This window comes from Bacillus sp. 196mf (assembly GCF_003217275.1).
GTDB lineage: Bacteria > Bacillota > Bacilli > Bacillales > Bacillaceae_G > Bacillus_A > Bacillus_A thuringiensis_S.
This window is the reverse complement of the sequence record NZ_QJTG01000027.1, coordinates 13,770-35,759: the sequence shown is the minus strand read 5'-3', so window position 1 is coordinate 35,759 and position 21,990 is coordinate 13,770. Positions and strand designations below refer to the sequence as shown.

The window sequence follows — 21,990 nt, the reverse complement described above, 5'->3', positions numbered from 1 at the left end:
GTATCTCACCCTGGTGAGATACCTTCTTTTTTAATCTTTCTTCAGTCTTCGTGCAACCCCATTACCTAAAGACTGTAATCCTTGAACGAGGATAATTAGAATAAAGACGGTTGCATACATTACTTCAGGTTCATAGCGTAAATGTCCGAAGCGATATGCTAAGTCCCCTAGCCCGCCAGCACCTACAAGACCAGCCATTGCTGTTGCGCCGATTAAGCCAATCGTTGCAATTGTTAATCCAAGTACAAGGGAGGGACGAGCTTCTTTAACCATGACGTGCCAAATGATTTTTATAGTAGAGACTCCCATCGCTTGATAGGCCTCAATAACCCCTCGATCTACTTCTAGTAAGGCTGTCTCCATTAAACGTGCGATATAGGGAGCTGTGAAGACGACAAGTGGTACGATAACACCTTGCACGCCAATGGATGTTCCCATTAGAAACTTTGTAAAAGGTAAGATGAAGAATAATAGAATGATAAATGGAAGAGAGCGAATGATATTAATAACTGTATTAAGAATAGGATAGATGATTTTATTTTCACGCTGTCCACCAGGTCTCGTTAAAACAAGTGTGACGCCAAGTGGCAGTGCAATAAGGAGTGAGATGAGTAATGAAATAGATGTCATTTGAAAGGTTTGAATTGTGGCTTCCCATATGACTTTACCCCATTCATCCAAAAAGGACTTGTTTCCCATAATCTGTTCTACCTCCTTCTACGATGATTCCTTGCTCTTGTAAAAATGATAAAGCACGGTGGATTTCATTTTGTTCTCCTTGCATATGAACGACTAGTTTCCCATATGCTTCATGTTTTAACTGCGTAATATTACCGGATAAAATATTCGGATACACTTGGAAACGTTTTGTGGCAACAGCTAAGGCAGGTTCACCTGAAGTAGTGCCAATAAATGAAAGTGTTACAATTTCTCCAGTATTCTGTAGTTCTTTCTGTACCTCTTCTGGAATTTTAGCTGCAAAGGCGCTATTTACAAATTTCTTCGTTGTTACATGTTGTGGGTTTGTGAAAATATCTTTCACAGTCCCGCTTTCGACTACAGATCCATGTTCCATAACGGCAACGCGGTCGCATATACGTTGGATAACGTTCATTTCGTGTGTAATGAGTAAAATCGTAATTCCAATTTCTTCGTTAATCTTTAATAACAAATCAAGAATAGAATCAGTTGTTTCTGGATCTAAAGCGCTCGTTGCTTCATCACTTAATAACACTTCAGGCTCATGTGATAGTGCACGTGCAATTGCAACGCGCTGTTTTTGACCGCCAGAAAGTTCACTTGGATAAGCATCTTTTCGATTGAAAAGATCGACAATGCGTAAATGTTTTTCTACCCTTTTTTTAATTTCCGCTTTTGGAATGCCAGCAAGGCGTAAAGGCAATGCAATGTTTTCATAGATGGTAACAGTTTTAAGTAAATTGAATCCTTGAAAGATCATTCCGATTTTTTGTCTCGCTTTTGCTAGTTCTTTTGTCGATAACGTTGTTAAGTCTTGTTCGTTTACAATGATATTTCCTGTCGTTGGTTTTTCTAATAAATTTACACATCGAATCAATGTGCTTTTACCAGCGCCGCTATACCCAATGATTCCAAATACCTCGCCTTTTTCTACTTTAAGGGAAGTAGACTTAAGAGCCTCAACAGTCCCTTTTTTTGTTGAAAATACTTTGGATATGTTTTTTAATTCAATCATTATCGTCAGCTCCTACCAAGATGGTAAAACTGAACCATCAAATTTTTTCTCGATAAACTCTTTTACTTCTTTAGATTGATAAGCTTTCTTTAATTTATTTACAACGGCATCATCTTTATTTTCAGTACGAACAACGACCCAGTTCACATATGGTGAATCTTTTCCTTCGCGGAAAATAGAATCTTTCGCCGGACTTAATTTTGCACCTAATGCAAAGTTTGTGTTAATTGCAGCTGCTTTCACTTCACTTAGTTGCGTTGGTAATTGAGATGCCTCTAATTCGACAATCTTTAATTTTTTTGGATTTTCAATTACATCTTTTGCAGTCGCTTTTTCTGTAGCCTTTGGATCAACTTTTAAAACCCCTGCTTGTTCAAATAATTTTAAAGCTCGCAGTTCATTCGTTGGGTCATTTGGTACAGCAATTGCATCGCCCTCTTTTAAGTCTTTTACATCTTTTATATCTTTAGAATATACGCCCATAGGGAATGTTACTGTTGAAAATACTTCAGCTAATTTCATATTGCGTTCAGCTTTAAATACATCTAAATACGATTTTGTTTGGTAGCTATTTACATCAAGGCTTTTTTCATCTAAAGATACGTTTGGCGCTACATAATCATTAAATACTTTTATATCAATTTCGAGGCCATCTTTTGCGGCAACTTCTTTTACCTTTTCAAAAATTTGTTCATGCGGCCCACCTGTTACACCGACAGTAATCTTTTTCTCGTCTAATGCTTTTACCTCTTTATCTGAACTCACGCTACATGCGCCTAATAATAATACTGCTCCGCTTACAATGCTTAATAATACCTTTTTCATCTATAAATCCCCCTTCATATACGTTCCAAAATAAAAAGCACCTCCCAAAAATAAGAGAGGTGCCGAATAGACGAAATAGTTTCCTCTCTTATCTTCCAAAACGAAAACTCGTTTTGCAGGAATTAGCACCTTAGCTTATACGTCATAAGCTCGGTTGCCGGGCATCATCGGGCCAGTCCCTCCGCCACTCTTGATAAGAGTATGTGTATGTAGTTTTGAATATGGTACTAATAGTAAATCGTACAAAAAAAATTGTCAATGATATTTTCAGAATATATTTTATTTTAAGGTAATTGAAACGTTTCCTTTCTTATGGCCCATTTCTACATACGTATGGGCTTCTACAACTTCTTCTAATCGGTAAGTTCTATCAATAACAGGTTTTAGCTTTTCTGTTTCAGCTAGTTGTTTTAGTAGATTCATATCTTCTTTACTGACCTTTGCCATCATTCCGTTCACAGATACATATTTTCCATTAGGCATTAATGCATCTGTACAAAGAGACTTTTTATATTTTCCAACTGCGTCAAATATAATATCGTAGTGATCGCCCCGCTTAGTAAAATCTTCTTTCATATAATCAATTACGTTGTCTGCCCCTAAAGCTGTTACTAAATCGAAATTCGAACTACTACAAATGGCTGTGACAGTCGCCCCGAAGTATTTAGCAAGCTGTATGGCAGCTGTCCCTACTGACCCAGAGGCGCCGTATATAAGTACTTGTTGCCCTTTTTTTATCTGTCCTTTTCTAAGGAAGTGCAATGCTGAAGTTCCGCCAAAAGGAATAACGGCAGCTTCTTCATATGTCACATTGGTAGGTTTTAATGCTATTAATCCACTTTCATGCACGCATGTATATTCCGCATAACCACCAAGGTTTAGTTCTGTTAATGCAAAAACTGGATCTCCTTTTTTAAATTGTGTTACATCTGATCCAATGTCTTCGATTTCACCGGATAACTCTACGCCAAGTATAGGTTTTCTCGGTTTTCTGAAACCTAATATGATCCGCATAGGAATCCAAAATAAGAGGGGGCTATTAAAGCCACGTATTCTACAATCTCCAGTCGATACACTTGTTGCGTGAATTTTAACTAATACTTCATTTTTCTTAGGTTTAGGCTTTTCTATATTGTGAAGCTGGAGAACATTAGGTGGTCCATACTTTGTGCAAATAATAGCTTTCATAATGACCTCCTGAAATGAGTTGTTATTATTTACATCATATTTAAACTTTTTCTCAAACATGTTGCTATATAGGAAATAAATTTAAAGAAGAATATTACGAATTATATAGATTTCATAGGAAAAGAGATGATATTATTTTTGGGAAGGAGGGGACGTTATGAAAAAATTTATTTTAATTTCAAGTTTAGTACTTGCAGTCGGTCTAGGAGTAGGGTGTAGTAATGAGAAAACAAAAAAGACTGATGAGCCGAAAAAAGAAGCTGTGCAGAAAGAAAAGGAATTAACAGCGAAGGATGTTTTCAATAAAGCGAATGAAGCTTTTAAAAACGAAGAAAATGTAACGATGACATATGATGTGGGAATAAAGGCTGAAGGAACAGAGATGAATGTAATAAAGGCCAAAATGCAATTAGAGCCGAAGCAAAAAAATTCTCGTTCTGAAATGAATGTTTCTGGTACAGAGGTTGTTGTTTATGATGTGGGTGGCAAAATTGCTGGTCAGTTGAAAAATCCTAATACGGGTGAAGTGATGTCTGTACCAGAGGAACAATTAAATGCTAACGGAATGAATGCGACTCAAGGAATGGTAGATAATTTAGAGATTCCATCGGAAATTTTAAATAAAGTGAAGATGGAGAAAAGTGGAGATAATTATAAGCTGAAGTTTGCATTAAAAGGGCAAGAGACAGAGAGTATGTTAGCTAGTATGGATGAAAAGCAGAAACAAATGCTACAAGGCCAAAATGCAAAGATAGAAGAAATAGATGGGGAATATATTATTACAAAAGATTTTAAATATGAATCAGCAAAGATAGATATGGTTATGAGTAGCAATGGTGAGGATAAAGCGCACATTATTACGGATGCGAAGTTTACATCGTATGATAAATTTGATCCAATACAATTGCCAGCAGCAAAGTAATCACTGTCAAGAGAGGTACCTGAAAGAACGGGTATCTCTTTTTGTTGCTAATAAGGAGAGTGTCCTTTGAAAAAAAGAAAGATAGTAGTGGTCATTGTCGCATATACGGTTTTGCTTGCAACGTCTGTACATACGTATAAAAAACAAATTGATCATCCTATTATGAGTGATGTAGGTAAATTGCTTCCGACAAAAATAAAACGTGTTGAAAGTGCTACGGAAGAGCACTCGTTAATAAAATTAGTGCGAGATGCAAAAGTTTCAGGAGAGAAAATTTCCATTGCAGGCATGCAACATAGCCAAGGAGGACAGACATATTATCCGAATGGCACGATGCTCGATATGAAAGGATATAATAAAATATTAGAATTCGATCCAGAGAAGAAGCGTATTACAGTTCAAAGTGGTGTCACGTGGAATGATATTCAGAAGAAAATAAATCCATATGGCCTTGCGGTACAGGTCATGCAGTCTCAAAATATTTTTACTGTTGGTGGTTCATTAAGTGTAAATGTACATGGGCGTGATATTCGTCATGAGGCACTAATTGATACAGTAGATTCATTTAGATTGTTAATGGCAGATGGCACGGTACGTAATGTAAGTAGAGAAGAAAATGCAGAGTTATTTCCATATGTCATTGGGGGTTACGGTTTATTTGGAGTTATTTTAGATGTGACGCTGAAGTTAACAGATGATGAATTATATGAAATGCACACGAGAATGATAGATTATAAAGAATACGCATCTTATTTCAAAGAGAAAGTGAAAAGAGATGAGAATGTTCGTATGCACTTAGCGCGTATTTCTGTTGCTCCAAATTCATTTTTAAAAGAGATGTATGTGACGGATTATACTTTGGCACAAAATCAAAATATGAGAGAAGAGTACAGTGAATTAAAGGAAGAAAATATTATAGCTGCACCTAAATTTTTACTTGGGTTATCACGTTATAGTGATTGGGGAAAGAATACATTTTGGGATATACAAAGAGGTTATTTTGAACGTACAGATGGAAAGTATGAGACGCGTAATAATGTTATGAGATCAGATAGTGCTTTTATGGAATATGAAAATCCAAATAGGACCGAAGTGTTACAAGAATACTTTGTGCCTATAGATGCTTTCACGGAGTATATAGATGATTTACGTAACGCATTAAATGAAGAAGAGTTTAATTTACTCAACATTACGATTCGTTACGTGGAAAAGAATGAAAATGCAGTTTTGTCCTATGCGAAAGATGATATGTTTGCGCTGGTTCTTTTGATTAACCAGGGACGCTCAGAGAGTGAGATAAAGAAAACAGAGGATGTCATTCGGAAGATGATTGATGTTACTTTAAAGCATAACGGTAGTTACTATTTGCCGTACTATTCTTATCCAACGAAAGAGCAGTTAAAAAGGGCATATCCTCGTATTGAAGAATTTCTCAAGAAAAAGAAGGAAGTAGATTCAGAAGAGAGATTTGTTAATTTATTTTATAGGGAGTATACGAAATGACATATAGAAGATTTGTGGCTTCGCAAAGTATTATCATGATGGCAGGAAGTATGGTATTTCCTTTTTATATATTATTACTTCGAAACGTTGGAAATAGCTTCTCGCAATTTGGCTGGGCGTATGGCTTATTTGCTTTAACATCAGCACTTGTATATCCACTAGTGGGAAAGGTATCTGATCAAGTAGGTGATAAAAAATTATTAATCATATACGCTTGGTCCATGGCAATCTTAATGCTTTGCTTTCCGATTGCCACGGAAGTATGGCATGTGTATATTCTTCAAATTGTAATGGGAGTTTTAGGTGCTGTGCAGCGTAATACTGAGAAGACTTCATTAGCACGAAAGGTTGCGCAGGAAAAGGCTGGTTATGAGATTGGAAAATACCATGTGTGGACATCCATTGGCGGAGCAGTAGCGGTTATTGCCACGGGATATTTAGTAGATTTCTTTACGATTGGTACAATTTTTTATATTGCATCTATTCTATATGTAGTGAGCGGGATTGTATTAAGTAGTAAAAAAATATAACTATTCCTATTTTCACCTTAATACCCTTTATTTGTTATACTAAAAGGGAATACAAAAGAAAAGGGGACAGTGCCTTTGATGAAATTTGTAGTTTTAGCTATTCTTACTTTGTTTTTGATTCCATGGACAAGAAGTAGTAGTAAGCTTCGAGCAGTGGATAAGAAGGGAGATAAGAAGGTTGTAAAGGGTAAGAAATCATCTATTTTAGTTATTCCTGTTTTATTTTGGATAGGTATTGCAATCTATGAATACTTTTGGCTAATTGATGATCGAGTAGACTCGATTCTTACTCATTATTCTGTTGCAGTAGCAATTTTAATTGGGCTTGTTTTATTTTCACAAGATCAAATAGGGAAATTAGAAGGTACATTAAAAGGACTTCTAATGTTTATTTTACTCGCAAGTTACGGCTACTTTGGTTATTTGCACGATATAGTAATCTCGCAAAAGAAATATGATTCTGTTGTTAAGATAGAGAAAGATATTTCAGAGCCATTTACTGAAAATGATCAGCCGTTTACAGTGCCGCCAAAGACAGCGGAGAATAAGATGAAAAAAGTATTTGGTGATATTCCGAAAGTAGCTTATTTTGAGCTAGGAGAATTAACGCCACAAATGGTAAACGGCGAAGCTTTATATGTAGCGCCGATTGAAGTTTCAGGATTTTTTAAAGCGCGTAAAGCTGAGACAATTCCAGGGTATGTAACGATGTCAGGTACGAATCCTGATGCGGAAGCGAAACTGCACCTCGGTTATAAAATGAAATATGTGCCAAGCATGTTTTTTGGTAATAATTTAGAGCGTGTGGTAAGGCAAGCAGAACCAAATTTAATCTTTAAAGGAAAACCTAAATTTGAGGTTGATGATAAAGGAAAACCATATTATACAATGACGTATGGTGAATTTATTTCAGGAAGATCTGGATTTGAGGTAGAAGGTGTTGTCGTAGTAGATGCACAAACAGGTGAAGTGAAAAGATATGATAAAGGAAAGGCACCTAAATTTGTTGATGGTGTATTAAATCATGAGACTGCATCTACGTTAAATACGTACTTTGGTAAATATATTCACGGATTTTGGAATACGAAATTCTCACAAACAGATATGAAAATTCCGACTGAGTGGGGAACGAAAGAAGGCGTGACCCCGATCTTTGGTAAAGATGGAACACTGTATTATTTTACAGACTTTACTTCTCCAAAAGAAGGAGTAGATTCAGCCCTAGGCTATTCATTAGTAGATGCACGCACAGGCAAGCTATATTACTATAATGGAAAAGAAGTGAAGGGGATTATGGATGGTTCAGCAGCTACAGAAGTAGTGGATAATTCCTTTAAGAGAGAGAAATGGCATGGGACAATGCCTGTCATTTATAACGTATACGGAAAACCAGCTTGGATTATTCCGGTTGTTGATGACGGAGGCCTAGTACGTGCACATACAGTTGTATATGCTGCTAATGCAAAAATATTTGCGACAGGTTCGACGCAGAAAGAAGCGCTTGAGAATTATAAAAACGTAATGAGCGGTAATGGTGATACCTTTAGACCAACCTCAACAGGAAAAGAAGCGCAAAAAGAAGGTATTGTACAACGTGTATATAAAGAGAAATCAGGTGAAAATACAATCGTGTACGTACTTTTAGAGAATGAACAAAAGGTATTTATGATACCAGTGAAGAAATTCCCGTATGCTATGTTTACAGAAGTAGGAGACCCAATTCAAATTACATATTTAGATACAGGAGAGACGATGGCCTCGGTATCTAAATTTACGAATAGCAATGTGAAAAAGTAAAGCGATAGAATTTCTATCGCTTTTTTTTACATTATGAAAGAGGAAAATGCGCTGTACTTGACGTATGTTTATGATGTAACTATAATTGTTACGATTCAGTGTGTATAGGAAAGGGTGAATTGAAAAAGTGAATGAAGTTAATCACGAAATATACAAACCTGTAAAGGCAAACAGGTTATGGATGATTCTTGTATTAGGAACACTTACGGCGATTGGGCCATTATCTATTGATATGTATTTGCCTTCATTACCGAAGTTAACGGATGATTTGCAAACAGGTGCATCCCTAGCGCAGCTTACATTAACAGCTTGTTTGCTTGGGCTGTCAGTAGGACAATTATTTGTTGGCTCAATTAGCGATATTTACGGAAGACGCAAACCACTTATTATTGCTCTTATTATTTATGTTGCTTCTTCTTTACTTTGTGCTGTTGCGCCATCTATTTGGACATTAGTATTATTGCGCTTCCTACAAGGAGCTTCAGGATCAGCCGGGATTGTTATATCACGTGCAATGGTACGTGATATGTACTCAGGTTCTGAAATGACGAAGTTTTTCTCACTGCTTATGTTAGTAAACGGAGCAGCACCTATTTTGGCACCGATTATTGGGGGGCAATTATTACAGTTCACAACGTGGCGCGGTGTTTTCATCGTTCTTGGAGCAATTAGCGTATTCATGTTAATCTCAGCTACTTTTGTATTGCGTGAAACATTACCTCCTGAAGAAAGAGAAACGGGTGGTTTGTCAGGGACTTTGGCGACGTACGGAAAATTGTTAAAGGACCGTCTGTTTATGGGATATGCATTGTCACAAGGATTAGTAACAGCGGCAATGTTTGCATACATTTCGGGCTCACCATTTGTGTTGCAGAACATATACGGAGCATCACCACAGCAATTTAGTTTATTCTTTGCGATTAACGGCATCGGTATTATTATTGCTAGTCAGGTAACGGGTCGTTTAGCGGGGAAAGTGAATGAGAAGACATTATTTGTTGCTGGTATTATTATCGCAGCTGTTGGTGGCCTATCTTTACTACTGACAATCGTACTAGGAATAGGTTTAATCGGTGTTTTATGTTCGTTATTCCTTGTTGTATCAAGTGTCGGGGTTGTATCAACAACTGGGTTCTCATTAGCGATGAGAAATCAGAAGCAAGCTGCAGGAACAGCGTCAGCTTTATTAGGCTTATTACAGTTCATTTCAGGAGCGCTTGTCGCTCCGCTAGTAGGTATTGGTGGGAGTAATACAGCGTTACCGATGGGTGTTGTTATTGCGCTTTGTGAAGTAGGAGCAGTATTATGTTATCTATTTATGGCCAGAAGAAGTGAGAAGCAGTTTGAACTGCAACAAAGACAAAATTTAGAGGCTTAACAAAAAAGAACTGATTCAAAGGGAATGTTTGAATCAGTTCTTTTTTTCATTTCTTTGAAATACCTCATACATATTATTCATGATCGTATCATATAAAACAGCAAGTTTATCCCACACCCAGCGATTACTATCGACTTCTTTTTCCCCACAGTCGATAATATCGGTATGGTCAGTAATTTTATACGCTTTTTTAACGATAATAGGAGCAATCTTCGGTATACGTGGGATTTCCTTTAAGGTATCTGCAAAGTTTCCAATGTAGACATGACCGATGATTTCGATTGTTAATGATTTATCCGATATATTTAGCACGGTATGAAATTGATTTGTATGTTGTTGTTTTAAATATTGAGCTAACTTAAATGGAGCATGCTTCTTCTTTAATACGCGGCGAAGGCTCTCTGTATTTTCGATATGAAGTGATTTTTCGCGAATAAGGACACGAATATCTTCTCCCATAAAAGGCATTGTGTTGTACATAGATGATTCTCCTTAAAACCTTACATATGTTTGCGTTATGCATATGTAAGTCTAGCATGGTTTGTTCTTTATGTGTGCTTACAGTTTTGTAAGGTGATGTAGTAAAGCATTGCAAAAGTTATTTGTATAAAGTGACGATACTGTGACAAACATGTTGGTATATATATTACGATGTCGTCTTAAGTGTAAAAAGTAGGGAGTTCTCGGTATAATAACAAGTGGAGATAAAAGAAACTATAACGAGTAATAGCTGTAGATAAAAGGAGAAGAAGAGATGAAGAAGGTTTTGGGTATTGCTGTAATGGGAAGTATGATCCTTCTAGCAGGATGTAATGGAAATAAAGATACGAAAGAACCGAAAGAAAAGGTAGAGCAATCTACTGAACAAACAGAAGAGATGAAAGAATACCTTGCAGTACATGAAAAATACGATATAAAAATGAATAAAGAAATTAATAAAGCACTCCAGTTATTTGAAGTGGCAAAAGAAAAGGGCGGTAAGGAAATAACGAATGCTACATATAAAGAAGACGTGCAAAAGGTAACAACGAGCATGTTAGAAGATATTGATCATATACGTAAAGAAATTCGTGTTCCGAAGTCGAAAGAGCAAGAACATGAGGTATATGTTGGTTTCTTGAATGAATCAGAACAAGCGATGAAAAAATTACAGAAGTTAGCTAAAGAAGAAGATTCATCGTTGATTCGTGATATAGAAATTAATTTTGCAACAGCATCGACATACTATAAACGTTTTCAAGCAGAAACGAAAAAATAACCTTGCCTGTGCAAGGTTATTTTTTCTTCTTACCATCTCCGTCTTCATCCTCAGATACTAATATTTTCTGTTCTTCGTGAAATTCGGAAATAGTTTGCCCGGTAATATTATCGAAAGGGGTATAAGAAAGAAGTGATACGTTTCTTTTTAATAAAGAGTTTATAGAAGCCGATGATGACAAGTATAACGATTGTTAAGGATAATCCTATAGTAGCAAGAAGTAAGGGATCCATCTTATAACTCCTTTAACATCATTTCTTGTTATGATAAGCAGAAAACTGTAATTTCGATAAAAGAATTAAAAACTGATTTTTCTAAATTTATCCAATTCGATTGACTTTTCAATTTTTCAGAATTATAATTCGAAATATACAATTTGAACCAAATAATAATATAGCAATTTACTTATCCAGAGAGGTAGAGGGACTGGCCCTATGACACCTCAGCAGCGGGTTCTGTAATAGGAACACCGTGCTAATTCCAGCAAGCAAGTCTTGAAAGATAAGTGATGGGCCTTTGTTTGTTAAGCCTTGATCTTATTTTTTAAGATCAAGGCTTTTTGTATTCTAAAAAGAGAAAAGGGAGTAATGGAAAAAGTACATTCATAAAACAAAGTAAATTCATGTGTTTAGGGGGTTATTGAAGTGTATGTAATTAAAAAATTATCGGTTATGGTGTTCACACTATGGGTTATTACGACAGTGACATTTCTAATTATGCATATTATTCCGGGAGATCCATTTTCATCAGATGCAAAAATCTTTCCTGAAGAAGTGATCCAAAACATGAGAGCGAAGTATCAACTTGATGAACCGTTATGGAATCAATATGTTGCTTATTTAGACGGTGTAGTTCATTTTGATTTTGGTGAATCTGTTCAATCAACCGGGCAAGGTGTATCAGAAATTATAACAACTGGCTTTGGTCCATCAGCAATTATTGGTCTACAAGCACTTGTTATTTCATTGTTAGTAGGAATTGCGGTAGGGACATTTGCTGCTCTATATCATGGGAGAGTAATTGACTATAGTGTGAGTTTGCTCGCAATTTTAGGTATTTCTATTCCAAGTTTTATTTTAGCACCACTATTTATACAAGTATTCGCTATCCAATTTGAGTTTTTACCAGTAGCCTCTTGGGGAACATTCGAACATACGGTATTGCCATCCTTTGCATTAGCGTTAGGGCCAATCGCAGTTATTACAAGGTTTGTTCGTTCTAATATGATCGAAGTACTGCAGAGTGATTATATTAAGCTAGCAAGAGCAAAAGGTATACCAATTAAGAAGATTATTATAAGACACGCTCTTCGAAATGCGATTGTTCCAGTACTTACATTTGTTGGACCGTTAATGGCTGGACTCTTAACAGGGACTTTCGTTATTGAAAAAATCTTTTCAATTCCTGGCCTAGGAAAATATTTTGTAGATAGTATTTTTAACCGAGACTATCCGGTGATTATGGGAACAACGATTTTCTATAGTGCATTATTAATTGCTTGTATTTTCATTACAGATATTATTCATCGCATTGTTGATCCACGTATTCGTTCTATTACGTAAGGAGGAGGGTATTTAGATGGGAGCTTATGAAATTAATGACCAGATATTAACAAATGAAGAGAAAAAAGAATTAACGATAAATAAAGATCAGCAAAAGATTAGCCGAAAGAAAGAAGTGTTTCGTAAGTTTGTATCGAATCCAATCGCAGTTTTAGGATCAGTGACGTTATTACTCATTATTGTTTTCTCGCTTGTTGGTGAAAGTTTAACGCCATTTACTGCGAGTGAACAAGTAAAAGAGGCCACAAACTTACCACCTAGTAGTGAGCATTGGTTCGGAACAGATGATTTGGGAAGAGATATATGGGCACGTACTTGGGCTGGCGGGAAAATTTCATTAACAGTTGGATTAGTGGCAGCTGCTCTTGATATAGGACTTGGTGTGCTAATTGGAGGATTTAGTGGATATGTGAGAGGGCGCAATCGCTTTGGGACATTAATTGATGAGTGGATTATACGAGGAATCGAAGTGTTATACGGTATCCCGTATTTATTGATTGTTATTTTATTATTAATTGTTATGAAACCAGGTCTTTTTACCATTATCATCGCCCTTGCATTAACAGGATGGATTGGTATGGCACGTCTCGTTAGGGCGCAAGTTTTATCTTTAAAACAAAGAGAGTTTGTTATTGCAGCGGAGCGATTAGGTACATCACATATGAAAATTATATACGGGCATTTAATTCCGAACTTAACAGGCATTATTATCGTAAATTTATCATTTACAATTCCAGCAGCTATTTTCTCAGAATCATTTTTAAGCTTTATCGGACTAGGAGTGCAATCACCGGCAGCAAGCTGGGGGACGATGACGAATGATGCACTTGGGACATTATTGAGCGGAGAATGGTGGCAGCTATTCTTCCCAGCAATCATGATTGCTCTCATTATGTTCGCATTTAATGCAATTGGTGATGGTTTGCAAGATGCGATTGATCCAAAAATCGTCAAACGGAATCGAAAGGAGAAAAAACATGGCACAAATCTTATCTTTAGAAAACGTAACGTTAGCCGTTGAAAAAGAGAATAGTAAACAAGCAATTGTGAAGCATGTTTCCTTTTCTATTAGCGAAGGTGAAATAGTTGCGCTTGTAGGAGAAAGTGGCTCAGGGAAAAGTGTTACAGCACAATCTATTATCGGCTTAAATCAAGAATCAATTCATATTGATGATGGAAATATATCTTTTGAATCAGAGGAATTAACGAATCTACAAGAATCAGAATGGAATCAAATTCGTGGGAAAGATATTGCTTTTATCTTTCAAGATCCGCTTTCATCTTTAAACCCAACGATGAAGGTAGGCAAACAAATTACAGAAGTAGTTTTGCAACATGGGAAAAAATCGAAAAGAGAAGCGAAGGAAATTGCGATTAACTTGTTAACAGGTTTAGGGATACATGAAGCAGAGAAACGCTTTGAACAGTACCCACATCAATTAAGCGGAGGTATGAGGCAGCGTATTTGTTTAGCAATTGCGTTTGCTTGTCATCCAAAGCTTGTAATTGCAGACGAGCCGACAACAGCGTTAGATGTAACGATTCAGAAACAAATTATGGGGCTATTAAAAGAAAGAAAAGAAAAACAAAATACGAGTATTTTATTAATTACACATGATTTGGCACTTGTACGTGAAGTAGCTGATCGAGTAGTTGTTATGTACGGGGGACGTGTCGTTGAAAAAGGAACGATAGAGGAAGTGATAGGTTCCCCTAAACATCCATACACAAAAAGCTTACTACAAGCAATTCCGAATATGGATGATTCTGAAAAGGTATTACGTGCTATAGAAGGAACGACACCTTCCATTGAAACATTAAATAGCTTTGGTTGTCCTTTTGTAAATCGTTGTCCAGTAGCGATAAAAGAATGTATTCATCGTTTTCCAGAGAGAACCACATATTCTAAGGAGCATAGTTCACATTGTTGGCAACATGTTCTAGAGCATAATAAAGCAAAATCAAAAGAGAAGGTGAATGCCTCATGACGACAGATTTAATTACTATAAAGCAAGTAACGAAAACGTATGGAAGTAAAAGTAAAGAAATCACAGCGTTAAAAGACATATCACTTTCTATTCCGAAAGGAACAACACTTGGCATTATTGGTGAAAGTGGTTCAGGAAAAACAACACTTGGTAAGCTCATAGCTGGGATCGAGAGCCCAACGTCTGGTGAAATTGATTATAACGGTCAAGTTGTTCACAAGTTGAAGGCAGCTCATAAACGTGATTTCTTACAGAAAGTACAGTTTATTTTTCAAGATTCCACAGCAGCGTTAAATCCGCGCTGGAAAGTACACGATAGCGTAACGGAAGGTTATATTTCATTCGGTTTAGGTGATAAAGGATTAAAGGATAAAGTAGCAGGTGATGCGCTAGAACGTGTGGGATTAGATAGACGATATATTGATCGCTATCCGCACGAATTTAGCGGAGGACAACGTCAACGAATTGCTATTGCAAGAGCGTTATTGTGTGAGCCAGAAGTATTAATTCTTGATGAACCAATTTCAGCATTAGATGTTTCATTGCAAATTCAAATTGTACATCTGCTGCAAAAAATCCAAAAAGAACAAGGTTATACATATTTATTCATCGCGCACGATTTACCGATGGTTCACTATTTATGTGAAAAAGTAGCTGTCTTATACAAAGGAGAACTTGTTGAATTTGGAAATACGGACGAAGTCTTCCGTAATCCACAACATTCTTATACAAAAACATTGTTAGCATCAACACCAAAAATTTCGGGTTAAAGGAGAATGTAGGATGAAGAAGTTTTTACTGTTTGTCATTATGACTGTTTTAGCAATTACTTCTGTCGCTTGCGGTAAGAAAGAGACGCAAAAGGCGAGTGCTGGTAAGGGAGAAGGAGATCGATTAGTAACGAATATTGGTAGCGATCCATATACACTTGATTCCGCTATTGCGACAGATAGTACTTCAGGTTATGTAATTGGACATTTATTCTCAAGCTTATATACGCAAGATAGTGATGGGAAATATCAAAATGAATTAGCAGAGAAAGAAGAAGTAAATGCTGATGGAACTGAGTATACAATTCATTTAAAGAAAGATATTAAATGGTCAGATGGTTCTGCTATTACAGCAAATGATTTTGAATTTGCATGGAAGCGATTATTAAATCCGAAAACGGGTTCTATGAATGCAACAGAAATGTATTTTATTAAAGGGGCAGAGGCATACAATACTGGAAAAGGTGAAGAAGGACAAGTTGGCATTCAAGTCATTGATCCTCAAACATTAAAGGTAACACTTGAGCACCCAGTGTCTTCTATTAAACAAAAATTGGCAAGTTCATTATTCATTCCATTATCTAAAAAATCAATTGATGATAATAATAAATTAAAAACAGATCCAAAAGAGTTAATTACGAACGGACCATTCACATTAAAAGAATGGAAGCATAACCAGGCTATTACAGTACAAAAAAATAAAGAATACTACGATAAAAAGGTAACATTAAAAGAAATTGAGTTTCGTATTATTCCAGACTCTAAAACAGCGTATCAATTATTTAAATCAAAAGAATTAGATTTACTAAGTGGTTTACCACAAGAGATGATTGAAAAAGAAAAAGGAAATAAAGAATATAAGCGTGTTGCAGGATTCTCATCTTATATTTATTCGTTTAACGTAGAAAAAGAGCCGTTTACAAATGCGAAAGTACGTAAAGCATTTTCATTAGCGGTTGATCGTAAATTTATCGTTGAAAAACTGTATAAAAATAATGCGCAAGAAGCATATGCATTCGTTCCAGAAGGAGCAAAAACACAAAGTGGTCGTGATTTCCGTAAAGAAAAAGGTGATTACGTTAAATTTGATCCATCAGAAGCGAAAAAATTATTAGAAGAAGGTATGAAAGAACAAGGGTGGTCTACATTACCTGAAGTAACATTAAAATTCACTACAGATACACAACATAAAAAAGTAGCAGAAGCAATGCAAGAAATGTTTAAGAAAAATCTTGGCGTAGATATTAAATTAGAAAATAAAGAGTGGAAGAGTTACATCGACACATACAAGCAAAGTGATTTCCAATTAGCTTATATGGGATGGGGCGGCTCTTTATTAGATCCAATTACTAAACTAGATTTATATGCAGGTGATGGTCCGAATAACTATGCAAAATGGCATAATAAAGAATTTGACGCTTTAGTAAAAGAAGCAAAAGTTGAACAAAACGAAGATAAGCGTTTTGACTTATTGCATAAAGCGGAAGATATTATGTTTACAGATTCACCATTAATCCCAATTATTTTCCCAAGTGCTTCATATTTACAAAAACCATCAGTATCTGGTGTTCAGTTCATTATCGGTTCTAGTCCAGAACTAAGATACGCAAAAATTAAAAAATAAAGAAGTAGGCAATTGCCTACTTCTTTATTTTATTTCTCTTTTATATTCTTTTTTCGTTCCATCAGAGAAGATAACTTCTAAATCGAATTTTTGGTAGTCTTTATCAAGTTTGAACACGTTCACTACTTGATCGATTACTTCTTGGTCAGCAGTATCTTTATCAAATTTTAATTCTTGTAGAAGTGGGCTTAATTTTGTAATAGCCTCGTCACCTGTAAACTTTGCATTTGTTTTATGGTCTTCAAGCTTTGCTTCCATTTTCTTATCAGCGGCTACATTTTTATAATCAGCTTCGTAGTCTTTCTTCGTATCTTGATAGTCTGCATCTAAACTAAATTCATTAAAGTTTAGTTTTAAATCTGCAGGAGCCTCATTTTTTGCTTCTTCAGTCGTCTTTTTATTAGAAGTTGTGTCTTCTTTTGCAGGCGCTTTACATCCTGTTAATGCAGGTACTAGCATAAGAGCTAATAAAACTGATAGTAGAATTCTCATTATAAATTCCTCCTTATGTAAATTCGTTCTATACAAGTTTTTCCCAAAAACATGTAATTATGTATGTGTTGAAAATAAATTATTATCCTGCAGTCACAAGGGCTCATCCGCAATTTAAATCAAAAATGATTTGTATGTATATGGTAAATTGAAGTTGTGAGGGAGGTACTGAAATGCTTTCTAAAACGTATCAAACCATTTCAAGTAACATATGCAGCAAATGGCTATTATACAATAATATTCGGAGGAGTTAGTTTAGAGAGAAATATTATTTCATTGTTAGTTATTGTATTGGTTACACAATTAGTAGCAGTGAAGACTTTAGCTATAAAAGGAATGATAAAGGGAAGAAGAAGCTCTGTAGTTAAAGTTGTATAAAAGTAAAAAGGTATCCTTCGTAGGATACCTTTTTACTTTTGTTATTTTGCAACTTCTGTCCACTTGTAGTTAAATTCACCGCCGAAGTCAGTCGTTACAAGTCCTTTAATGAAAGAGCGTTGTAAGTAAGAACGACCTTGTTGGTATAAAGGAGCGACAGCGCCGTCTTGTAATAGAATTTTTTCAGCTTGCTTCATTGCTTCAAAGCGTGCTTTTTCATCGCCAGCTAAATCTGTTTTCACTTTATGAATTAGCTCATCGTACTCTTTGTTAGAGTATTTATCGAAGTTATAAGCACTATCTGTTGTAAATAAATCTAAGAATGTAATTGGATCAGCGAAGTCAGGGCCCCAGCCGTCAATACCAATTTCATAGTCACCACTTAATAGTAGTTTCAACTGTTGTTTACGTGGTTGTGGTTTTAAATTCACTGTTAATCCATCTAGGTTTTTTTCTAATTCACCTTTTAAATATTCACCAGTCTTTTTAGCTAAAGCATTGTCACTTGTTAATAGTTCGATTGTTACTTTGTCAGTACCAAGTTCTTGTTTTGCTTTTTTCCAGTTTTCTTTCGCTGTTTTCACATCATCCTTGACTAGATTTCCATTTTCTTTACGGAAGTCATTGCCTTCTGGACTCTTTGCAAATTTCGCAGGAACCATTCCTTCAGCTGGAATAGCACCGTTATTTAAAATTGTTTCTACGTAAGCCTTTTTATTCATTGCGCCGTTAATAGCAAGGCGTGCATGTTGATTTTTTAATGTTTCATTTTTCTGATTTAGTCGTAAGAATTGAATGCCGACTTCAGCGCGTTCCTTGAAGTTTGGATCGCTCTTATATTTATCAACAAACTCTGCAGTTAAAGCAACGCGATCAATTTGTCCTGAATCATATAAGTTCACTTCTGTAGACTTATCTTTAACGACATTGAAGTTGATTTCTTCTAATTTTACCGTTTTAGCATCCCAATAGTTAGGGTTTTTCTTCAATTGGAAACTTTGTTCGTGTTTCCAGTTATCTAATGTGAAAGCACCGTTGTAAATTAAATGATTTGTTTCTAAACCGTATTTATCGCCCTGAGACTTTAAGTACTCTTCATTAATTGGCAAGAATGTTGAGAATGTCGTTAAGCTTAAGAAGTAAGGAACAGGACGGTCTAGTTGTACTTCTAACGTTTTGTCATCAACAGCTTTGACCCCTAGTTGATCAATTGGTAATTGTTTTTGGTTTATTTGTTTCGCATTCTGTACATCGAAGAATAAGAATGCGTATTCAGCTGCTGTATCAGGATTTACGGCACGTTGCCAAGCAAAGACGAAGTCCTTTGCTGTAACAGGAGTACCGTTTGACCATTTTGAATCACGCAGATGGAATGTATATTTTGTTTTATCGGGACTAATGTCAACCGACTCAGCAACACCAGGAATCGGTTTATTATCTTCTCCCATTGCATATAAGCCTTCAAAAACATTGCGCATTACATTCATGGATTCCCCATCCGTTGCTTTTGCAACATCCATTGTTGGAATTTCTGAAGCGAATGATAAGTTAATCGCTTGTTTATCAGGTACTTTATCGTTTGCTTTCGCTCCGCCGGCATTATCTTTATTTCCCCCGCAAGCAGTTAGTAATAGACTTGCCCCTAAAACAGATGCAACAACAGGTACAACTTTTTTCTTCATTGTTCATTCCTCCCTAAATGTGTTGTTCGTAACGTCATAATGTCCATGTCTTGAAGTAGCTATAGAAGGAGATAGAACCTATTATAAATATTTGTTTATAGGTAATCAGGTGTTCTATATGTATATACATGTTGAGCTATAATCTATCGTTATATGTTTCAACTTAGTAGACATTATATTTTGATGGTGAAATATTTTGTTTCTTTGATTATTTAGAATATTAACACTGGAAAGAACTATATGTCAATAATAAAAATAGAATGTTAATTTCTTAGAATAATATATTAAAAAAGTAGATTCTTTTGTGTGAGAGAACCTACTTTTAATATATTTTGCTAAAAAAACAATTGGTGTGGGCTAATAATAAGTGGGGATGAAGAACCCCCACTTATTACGGTTTTACTTTATTTTTCAATTTTTGCCCACTTGAAGTTTAATTGACCCGCAAAGTCTACTTGCACAATTCCTTTCACATAAGAACGTTCTAAATAAGATTCGCCTTTTTGGTAAAGAGGAGCGATAACAGAGTCTTTAAATAATATTTTCTCGGATTCTAGTAATGCTTCCCAGCGAGCTTTTTCATCACCAGCTAAAGTTGTTTTCACTTTTGCTATTGTTTCATCGAATTCCTTATTAGAGTAATGATCTAAGTTATAAGGGTTATTCGTTGTAAATAGCTCAAGGAATGTAATTGGATCCGCAAAGTCAGGGCTCCAGCCGTCAATTCCGATTTCGTAGTCACCTTTTAATAAAAGCGAAACTTGTTGCTTACGCGGTTGCGGTTTTATATTTACTGTTAATCCATCTAGATTCTTTTCTAGTTGCCCTTTTAAGAATTCACCAGTTTTCTTATCAAGGTCAGCATCACTCGTTAATAATTCTAATGTTATCTTTTCAGAACCAAGCTCTTGTTTAGCATTTTTCCATAATTCTTGTGCAGATTTTGTATCAACTTTTGTTAAATCGCCGTTTGCAGTACGGAAGTCTTTTCCTTCAGGTCCTTTTGCAAAGTTTTTTGGAACGAGACCAAATGTTGGTGTAGAGCCATCATTTAATAACGTATTTACAAAGGATTTTCTATCAATTGTTTGATCGATTGCTTGGCGTGCAGAAACGTTTTGAAGTACTTTGTTTTGTTGATTCATGCGTAAAAATTGTACGCCTACATTTGGACGTTCTTTAAAGTTAGCATCTTTTTTATATTTATCAACGAAGTCAGATGTTAGTTTTATACGATCTAATTGTTTTGACTCGAATAAATTTACTTCTGTTGATTTTTCTTTTACGACGTTAAAATTGATTTCTTCTAGTTTGACAGTATCTTTATCCCAATAAGTAGGGTTCTTCTTAAATTTAAAGCTTTGTTCGTGCTTCCAATCGCTTAGTGTAAAAGCTCCATTGTACAAGATTGTATTATCTTCTAAAGCGTACTTATCACCTTGTGCTTTAAAGAATTCCTCGTTAATTGGTAGAAATGTTGGGAACGCTGTTAAGCTAATAAAATACGGAACAGGACGCTCCAATTCTACCTCAAACGTATGGTCATCAACTGCTTTTACACCAAGTTGGTCGGCTGGAAGTTCTTTGTTGTTAATTTTTGTTGCATTTTTAATATCAAAGAATAGAAATGCATATTCAGAGGCTGTTGCTGGATCTACGGCACGTTGCCAAGCGAACACAAAATCTTTCGCTGTAACAGGAGTGCCGTTTGACCATTTTGAATCTCGCAAATGGAATGTGTATTTCGTTTTATCGCCACTTACTTCATGAGATTTTGCAACACCAGGAACAGGTTTGTTACCTTCACCAAGATTATACAAACCTTCAAATACGTTTCTCATTACTTGACCAGAATCAGTATCTGTAGCACGAGCCGTATCCATTGTTCGTATTTCAGTAGGTGAAGATAAGTTTAAAACCTGTTTACTAGGTGCCTCGTCTTTTGCATTTGCTCCGCTTGCTTCGTTTTTATAACTACCGCAACCAGTTAATAAAATACTTACTCCTACAACTGATGCAATACCGGGTACAAACTTCTTTTTCATTTGATTTTCCTCCTAAATAATTAAGTTTGGATGATGATGAGGGAAATGAAAAATAAAAAATCCCTCTTTTCATATTGAGAAAGAGGGATTTTTACGTACAAGTTATGCACCCGTATATAAACGAAGTCCCTCATTCTATCTTTCAAGCATAAAGCTTGCAGGAAGTGGCACAGTATTCAAAATGAACCTGCTGCCGAGGTTTCAAAGGGCCAGTCCCTCCACCTCTCTTGATACAATGAGTAAACGAATAAATTTTATTAATTTTTGTGTTTCTTTGATAATTTAAAATCTTACACCTTGAATAATGAAGTGTCAACCAAATGGAATATAGTTT

General features: G+C 35.7%; 19 protein-coding genes, 2 pseudogenes and 3 riboswitches. Of the genes and pseudogenes, 12 read left to right on the top strand and 9 right to left on the bottom strand.

Going from position 1 to position 21,990, the window contains the following annotated elements:
• Positions 1 to 30: 30 nt before the first annotated feature.
• The 4 genes from ATL10_RS25270 to ATL10_RS25255 all read right to left on the bottom strand — a co-directional run bounded on the left by ATL10_RS25270 (position 31) and on the right by ATL10_RS25255 (position 3,727).
• Positions 31 to 699, bottom strand: a complete 669-nt coding sequence (locus ATL10_RS25270; RefSeq protein ID WP_061660792.1) for a methionine ABC transporter permease — start codon at positions 697 to 699, stop codon at positions 31 to 33.
• Positions 674 to 1,714, bottom strand: a complete 1,041-nt coding sequence (locus ATL10_RS25265) for a methionine ABC transporter ATP-binding protein (protein ID WP_110497785.1) — start codon at positions 1,712 to 1,714, stop codon at positions 674 to 676. The genes ATL10_RS25270 and ATL10_RS25265 overlap by 26 nt, the downstream gene beginning before the upstream one ends.
• A gap of 12 nt (positions 1,715 to 1,726) precedes the next feature.
• Positions 1,727 to 2,539 (bottom strand): MetQ/NlpA family ABC transporter substrate-binding protein, encoded by an 813-nt coding sequence (locus ATL10_RS25260; protein ID WP_097925016.1) that lies wholly within the window; start codon positions 2,537 to 2,539, stop codon positions 1,727 to 1,729.
• Between the two features lie 85 nt (positions 2,540 to 2,624).
• Positions 2,625 to 2,739, bottom strand: a riboswitch (SAM riboswitch).
• A 79-nt stretch (positions 2,740 to 2,818) separates the two neighbouring features.
• A complete protein-coding gene (locus tag ATL10_RS25255) occupies positions 2,819 to 3,727 on the bottom strand; it encodes an NAD(P)-dependent alcohol dehydrogenase (protein ID WP_097925014.1) in 909 nt (302 codons plus the stop codon).
• A gap of 157 nt (positions 3,728 to 3,884) precedes the next feature.
• Here ATL10_RS25255 and ATL10_RS25250 point away from each other — a divergent pair, with 157 nt between their 5' ends.
• The 5 genes from ATL10_RS25250 (at position 3,885) to ATL10_RS25230 (ending at position 9,857) form a co-directional block, all read left to right on the top strand.
• Positions 3,885 to 4,649 carry a DUF6612 family protein gene (locus ATL10_RS25250; RefSeq protein WP_000713524.1) on the top strand — a complete coding sequence of 255 codons (765 nt, stop codon included), beginning with the start codon at positions 3,885 to 3,887 and terminating at the stop codon, positions 4,647 to 4,649.
• A 66-nt stretch (positions 4,650 to 4,715) separates the two neighbouring features.
• The gene (locus tag ATL10_RS25245; protein WP_000746313.1) at positions 4,716 to 6,152 is read left to right on the top strand and encodes an FAD-binding oxidoreductase; all 1,437 of its coding nucleotides are present in this window, start codon (positions 4,716 to 4,718) and stop codon (positions 6,150 to 6,152) included.
• Entirely contained in the window at positions 6,149 to 6,682 is a 534-nt protein-coding gene (locus ATL10_RS25240; protein WP_000222367.1) for an MFS transporter, read from the top strand. Before ATL10_RS25245 ends, ATL10_RS25240 begins: the two co-directional genes overlap by 4 nt.
• A gap of 78 nt (positions 6,683 to 6,760) precedes the next feature.
• Positions 6,761 to 8,479 carry a DUF3981 domain-containing protein gene (locus tag ATL10_RS25235; protein WP_069354754.1) on the top strand — a complete coding sequence of 573 codons (1,719 nt, stop codon included), beginning with the start codon at positions 6,761 to 6,763 and terminating at the stop codon, positions 8,477 to 8,479.
• Positions 8,480 to 8,597: 118 nt separating this feature from the next.
• Positions 8,598 to 9,857 (top strand): multidrug effflux MFS transporter, encoded by a 1,260-nt coding sequence (locus ATL10_RS25230; protein ID WP_223266695.1) that lies wholly within the window; start codon positions 8,598 to 8,600, stop codon positions 9,855 to 9,857.
• A gap of 33 nt (positions 9,858 to 9,890) precedes the next feature.
• On the opposite strand, the gene ATL10_RS25225 is transcribed toward ATL10_RS25230, so the two are convergent.
• Positions 9,891 to 10,337, bottom strand: a complete 447-nt coding sequence (locus tag ATL10_RS25225) for a hypothetical protein (RefSeq protein WP_000282869.1) — start codon at positions 10,335 to 10,337, stop codon at positions 9,891 to 9,893.
• Positions 10,338 to 10,611: 274 nt separating this feature from the next.
• On the opposite strand from ATL10_RS25225, the gene ATL10_RS25220 reads away from it, so the two are divergent.
• Positions 10,612 to 11,115, top strand: a complete 504-nt coding sequence (locus ATL10_RS25220) for a hypothetical protein (protein WP_000756523.1) — start codon at positions 10,612 to 10,614, stop codon at positions 11,113 to 11,115.
• Positions 11,116 to 11,131: 16 nt separating this feature from the next.
• Here the strand turns inward: ATL10_RS25220 and ATL10_RS25215 are convergent.
• Positions 11,132 to 11,348, bottom strand: a pseudogene (locus ATL10_RS25215) (DUF3951 domain-containing protein).
• Between the two features lie 169 nt (positions 11,349 to 11,517).
• Positions 11,518 to 11,623: riboswitch (SAM riboswitch) on the top strand.
• A 136-nt stretch (positions 11,624 to 11,759) separates the two neighbouring features.
• On the opposite strand from ATL10_RS25215, the gene ATL10_RS25210 reads away from it, so the two are divergent.
• Genes ATL10_RS25210 through ATL10_RS25190 form a run of 5 tightly spaced genes read left to right on the top strand, consistent with a single transcriptional unit; the run spans position 11,760 to position 17,059 of the window.
• The gene (locus ATL10_RS25210; RefSeq protein WP_110497783.1) at positions 11,760 to 12,677 is read left to right on the top strand and encodes an ABC transporter permease; all 918 of its coding nucleotides are present in this window, start codon (positions 11,760 to 11,762) and stop codon (positions 12,675 to 12,677) included.
• 16 nt (positions 12,678 to 12,693) lie between these two features.
• Positions 12,694 to 13,698, top strand: coding sequence for an ABC transporter permease (locus ATL10_RS25205; RefSeq protein ID WP_071713799.1), 1,005 nt, complete (start codon positions 12,694 to 12,696; stop codon positions 13,696 to 13,698).
• Positions 13,655 to 14,665, top strand: coding sequence for an ABC transporter ATP-binding protein (locus ATL10_RS25200; RefSeq protein ID WP_071713800.1), 1,011 nt, complete (start codon positions 13,655 to 13,657; stop codon positions 14,663 to 14,665). The genes ATL10_RS25205 and ATL10_RS25200 overlap by 44 nt, the downstream gene beginning before the upstream one ends.
• A complete protein-coding gene (locus ATL10_RS25195; RefSeq protein WP_000205645.1) occupies positions 14,662 to 15,435 on the top strand; it encodes an ABC transporter ATP-binding protein in 774 nt (257 codons plus the stop codon). The genes ATL10_RS25200 and ATL10_RS25195 overlap by 4 nt, the downstream gene beginning before the upstream one ends.
• A gap of 13 nt (positions 15,436 to 15,448) precedes the next feature.
• Complete coding sequence (locus ATL10_RS25190; protein WP_090978583.1) at positions 15,449 to 17,059, top strand: peptide ABC transporter substrate-binding protein; 1,611 nt, start codon at positions 15,449 to 15,451, stop codon at positions 17,057 to 17,059.
• Positions 17,060 to 17,083: 24 nt separating this feature from the next.
• Here the strand turns inward: ATL10_RS25190 and ATL10_RS25185 are convergent, their stop codons facing one another.
• Positions 17,084 to 17,551, bottom strand: coding sequence for a YusW family protein (locus ATL10_RS25185; RefSeq protein WP_098235936.1), 468 nt, complete (start codon positions 17,549 to 17,551; stop codon positions 17,084 to 17,086).
• Between the two features lie 173 nt (positions 17,552 to 17,724).
• Between ATL10_RS25185 and ATL10_RS25180 the strand changes: the two are divergent.
• Positions 17,725 to 17,929 (top strand): annotated as a pseudogene (locus ATL10_RS25180) (hypothetical protein).
• Between the two features lie 41 nt (positions 17,930 to 17,970).
• Here the strand turns inward: ATL10_RS25180 and ATL10_RS25175 are convergent.
• Entirely contained in the window at positions 17,971 to 19,611 is a 1,641-nt protein-coding gene (locus ATL10_RS25175; protein ID WP_000731063.1) for a peptide ABC transporter substrate-binding protein, read from the bottom strand.
• Positions 19,612 to 20,015: 404 nt separating this feature from the next.
• Positions 20,016 to 21,656 (bottom strand): peptide ABC transporter substrate-binding protein, encoded by a 1,641-nt coding sequence (locus ATL10_RS25170; RefSeq protein WP_090978581.1) that lies wholly within the window; start codon positions 21,654 to 21,656, stop codon positions 20,016 to 20,018.
• Between the two features lie 132 nt (positions 21,657 to 21,788).
• Positions 21,789 to 21,893, bottom strand: a riboswitch (SAM riboswitch).
• Between the last annotated feature and the right edge of the window lie 97 nt (positions 21,894 to 21,990).

What these genes read in the sequence shown, in the direction of transcription:
- ATL10_RS25270 (WP_061660792.1), bottom strand. Translation starts at nt 699, where the DNA reads ATGGGAAACAAGTCCTTTTTGGATGAATGGGGTAAAGTCATATGGGAA.
- ATL10_RS25265 (WP_110497785.1), bottom strand. Translation starts at nt 1,714, where the DNA reads ATGATTGAATTAAAAAACATATCCAAAGTATTTTCAACAAAAAAAGGG.
- ATL10_RS25260 (WP_097925016.1), bottom strand. Translation starts at nt 2,539, where the DNA reads ATGAAAAAGGTATTATTAAGCATTGTAAGCGGAGCAGTATTATTATTA.
- ATL10_RS25255 (WP_097925014.1), bottom strand. Translation starts at nt 3,727, where the DNA reads ATGAAAGCTATTATTTGCACAAAGTATGGACCACCTAATGTTCTCCAG.
- ATL10_RS25250 (WP_000713524.1), top strand. Translation starts at nt 3,885, where the DNA reads ATGAAAAAATTTATTTTAATTTCAAGTTTAGTACTTGCAGTCGGTCTA.
- ATL10_RS25240 (WP_000222367.1), top strand. Translation starts at nt 6,149, where the DNA reads ATGACATATAGAAGATTTGTGGCTTCGCAAAGTATTATCATGATGGCA.
- ATL10_RS25235 (WP_069354754.1), top strand. Translation starts at nt 6,761, where the DNA reads ATGAAATTTGTAGTTTTAGCTATTCTTACTTTGTTTTTGATTCCATGG.
- ATL10_RS25225 (WP_000282869.1), bottom strand. Translation starts at nt 10,337, where the DNA reads ATGTACAACACAATGCCTTTTATGGGAGAAGATATTCGTGTCCTTATT.
- ATL10_RS25220 (WP_000756523.1), top strand. Translation starts at nt 10,612, where the DNA reads ATGAAGAAGGTTTTGGGTATTGCTGTAATGGGAAGTATGATCCTTCTA.
- ATL10_RS25205 (WP_071713799.1), top strand. Translation starts at nt 12,694, where the DNA reads ATGGGAGCTTATGAAATTAATGACCAGATATTAACAAATGAAGAGAAA.
- ATL10_RS25200 (WP_071713800.1), top strand. Translation starts at nt 13,655, where the DNA reads ATGGCACAAATCTTATCTTTAGAAAACGTAACGTTAGCCGTTGAAAAA.
- ATL10_RS25195 (WP_000205645.1), top strand. Translation starts at nt 14,662, where the DNA reads ATGACGACAGATTTAATTACTATAAAGCAAGTAACGAAAACGTATGGA.
- ATL10_RS25190 (WP_090978583.1), top strand. Translation starts at nt 15,449, where the DNA reads ATGAAGAAGTTTTTACTGTTTGTCATTATGACTGTTTTAGCAATTACT.
- ATL10_RS25185 (WP_098235936.1), bottom strand. Translation starts at nt 17,551, where the DNA reads ATGAGAATTCTACTATCAGTTTTATTAGCTCTTATGCTAGTACCTGCA.
- ATL10_RS25175 (WP_000731063.1), bottom strand. Translation starts at nt 19,611, where the DNA reads ATGAAGAAAAAAGTTGTACCTGTTGTTGCATCTGTTTTAGGGGCAAGT.
- ATL10_RS25170 (WP_090978581.1), bottom strand. Translation starts at nt 21,656, where the DNA reads ATGAAAAAGAAGTTTGTACCCGGTATTGCATCAGTTGTAGGAGTAAGT.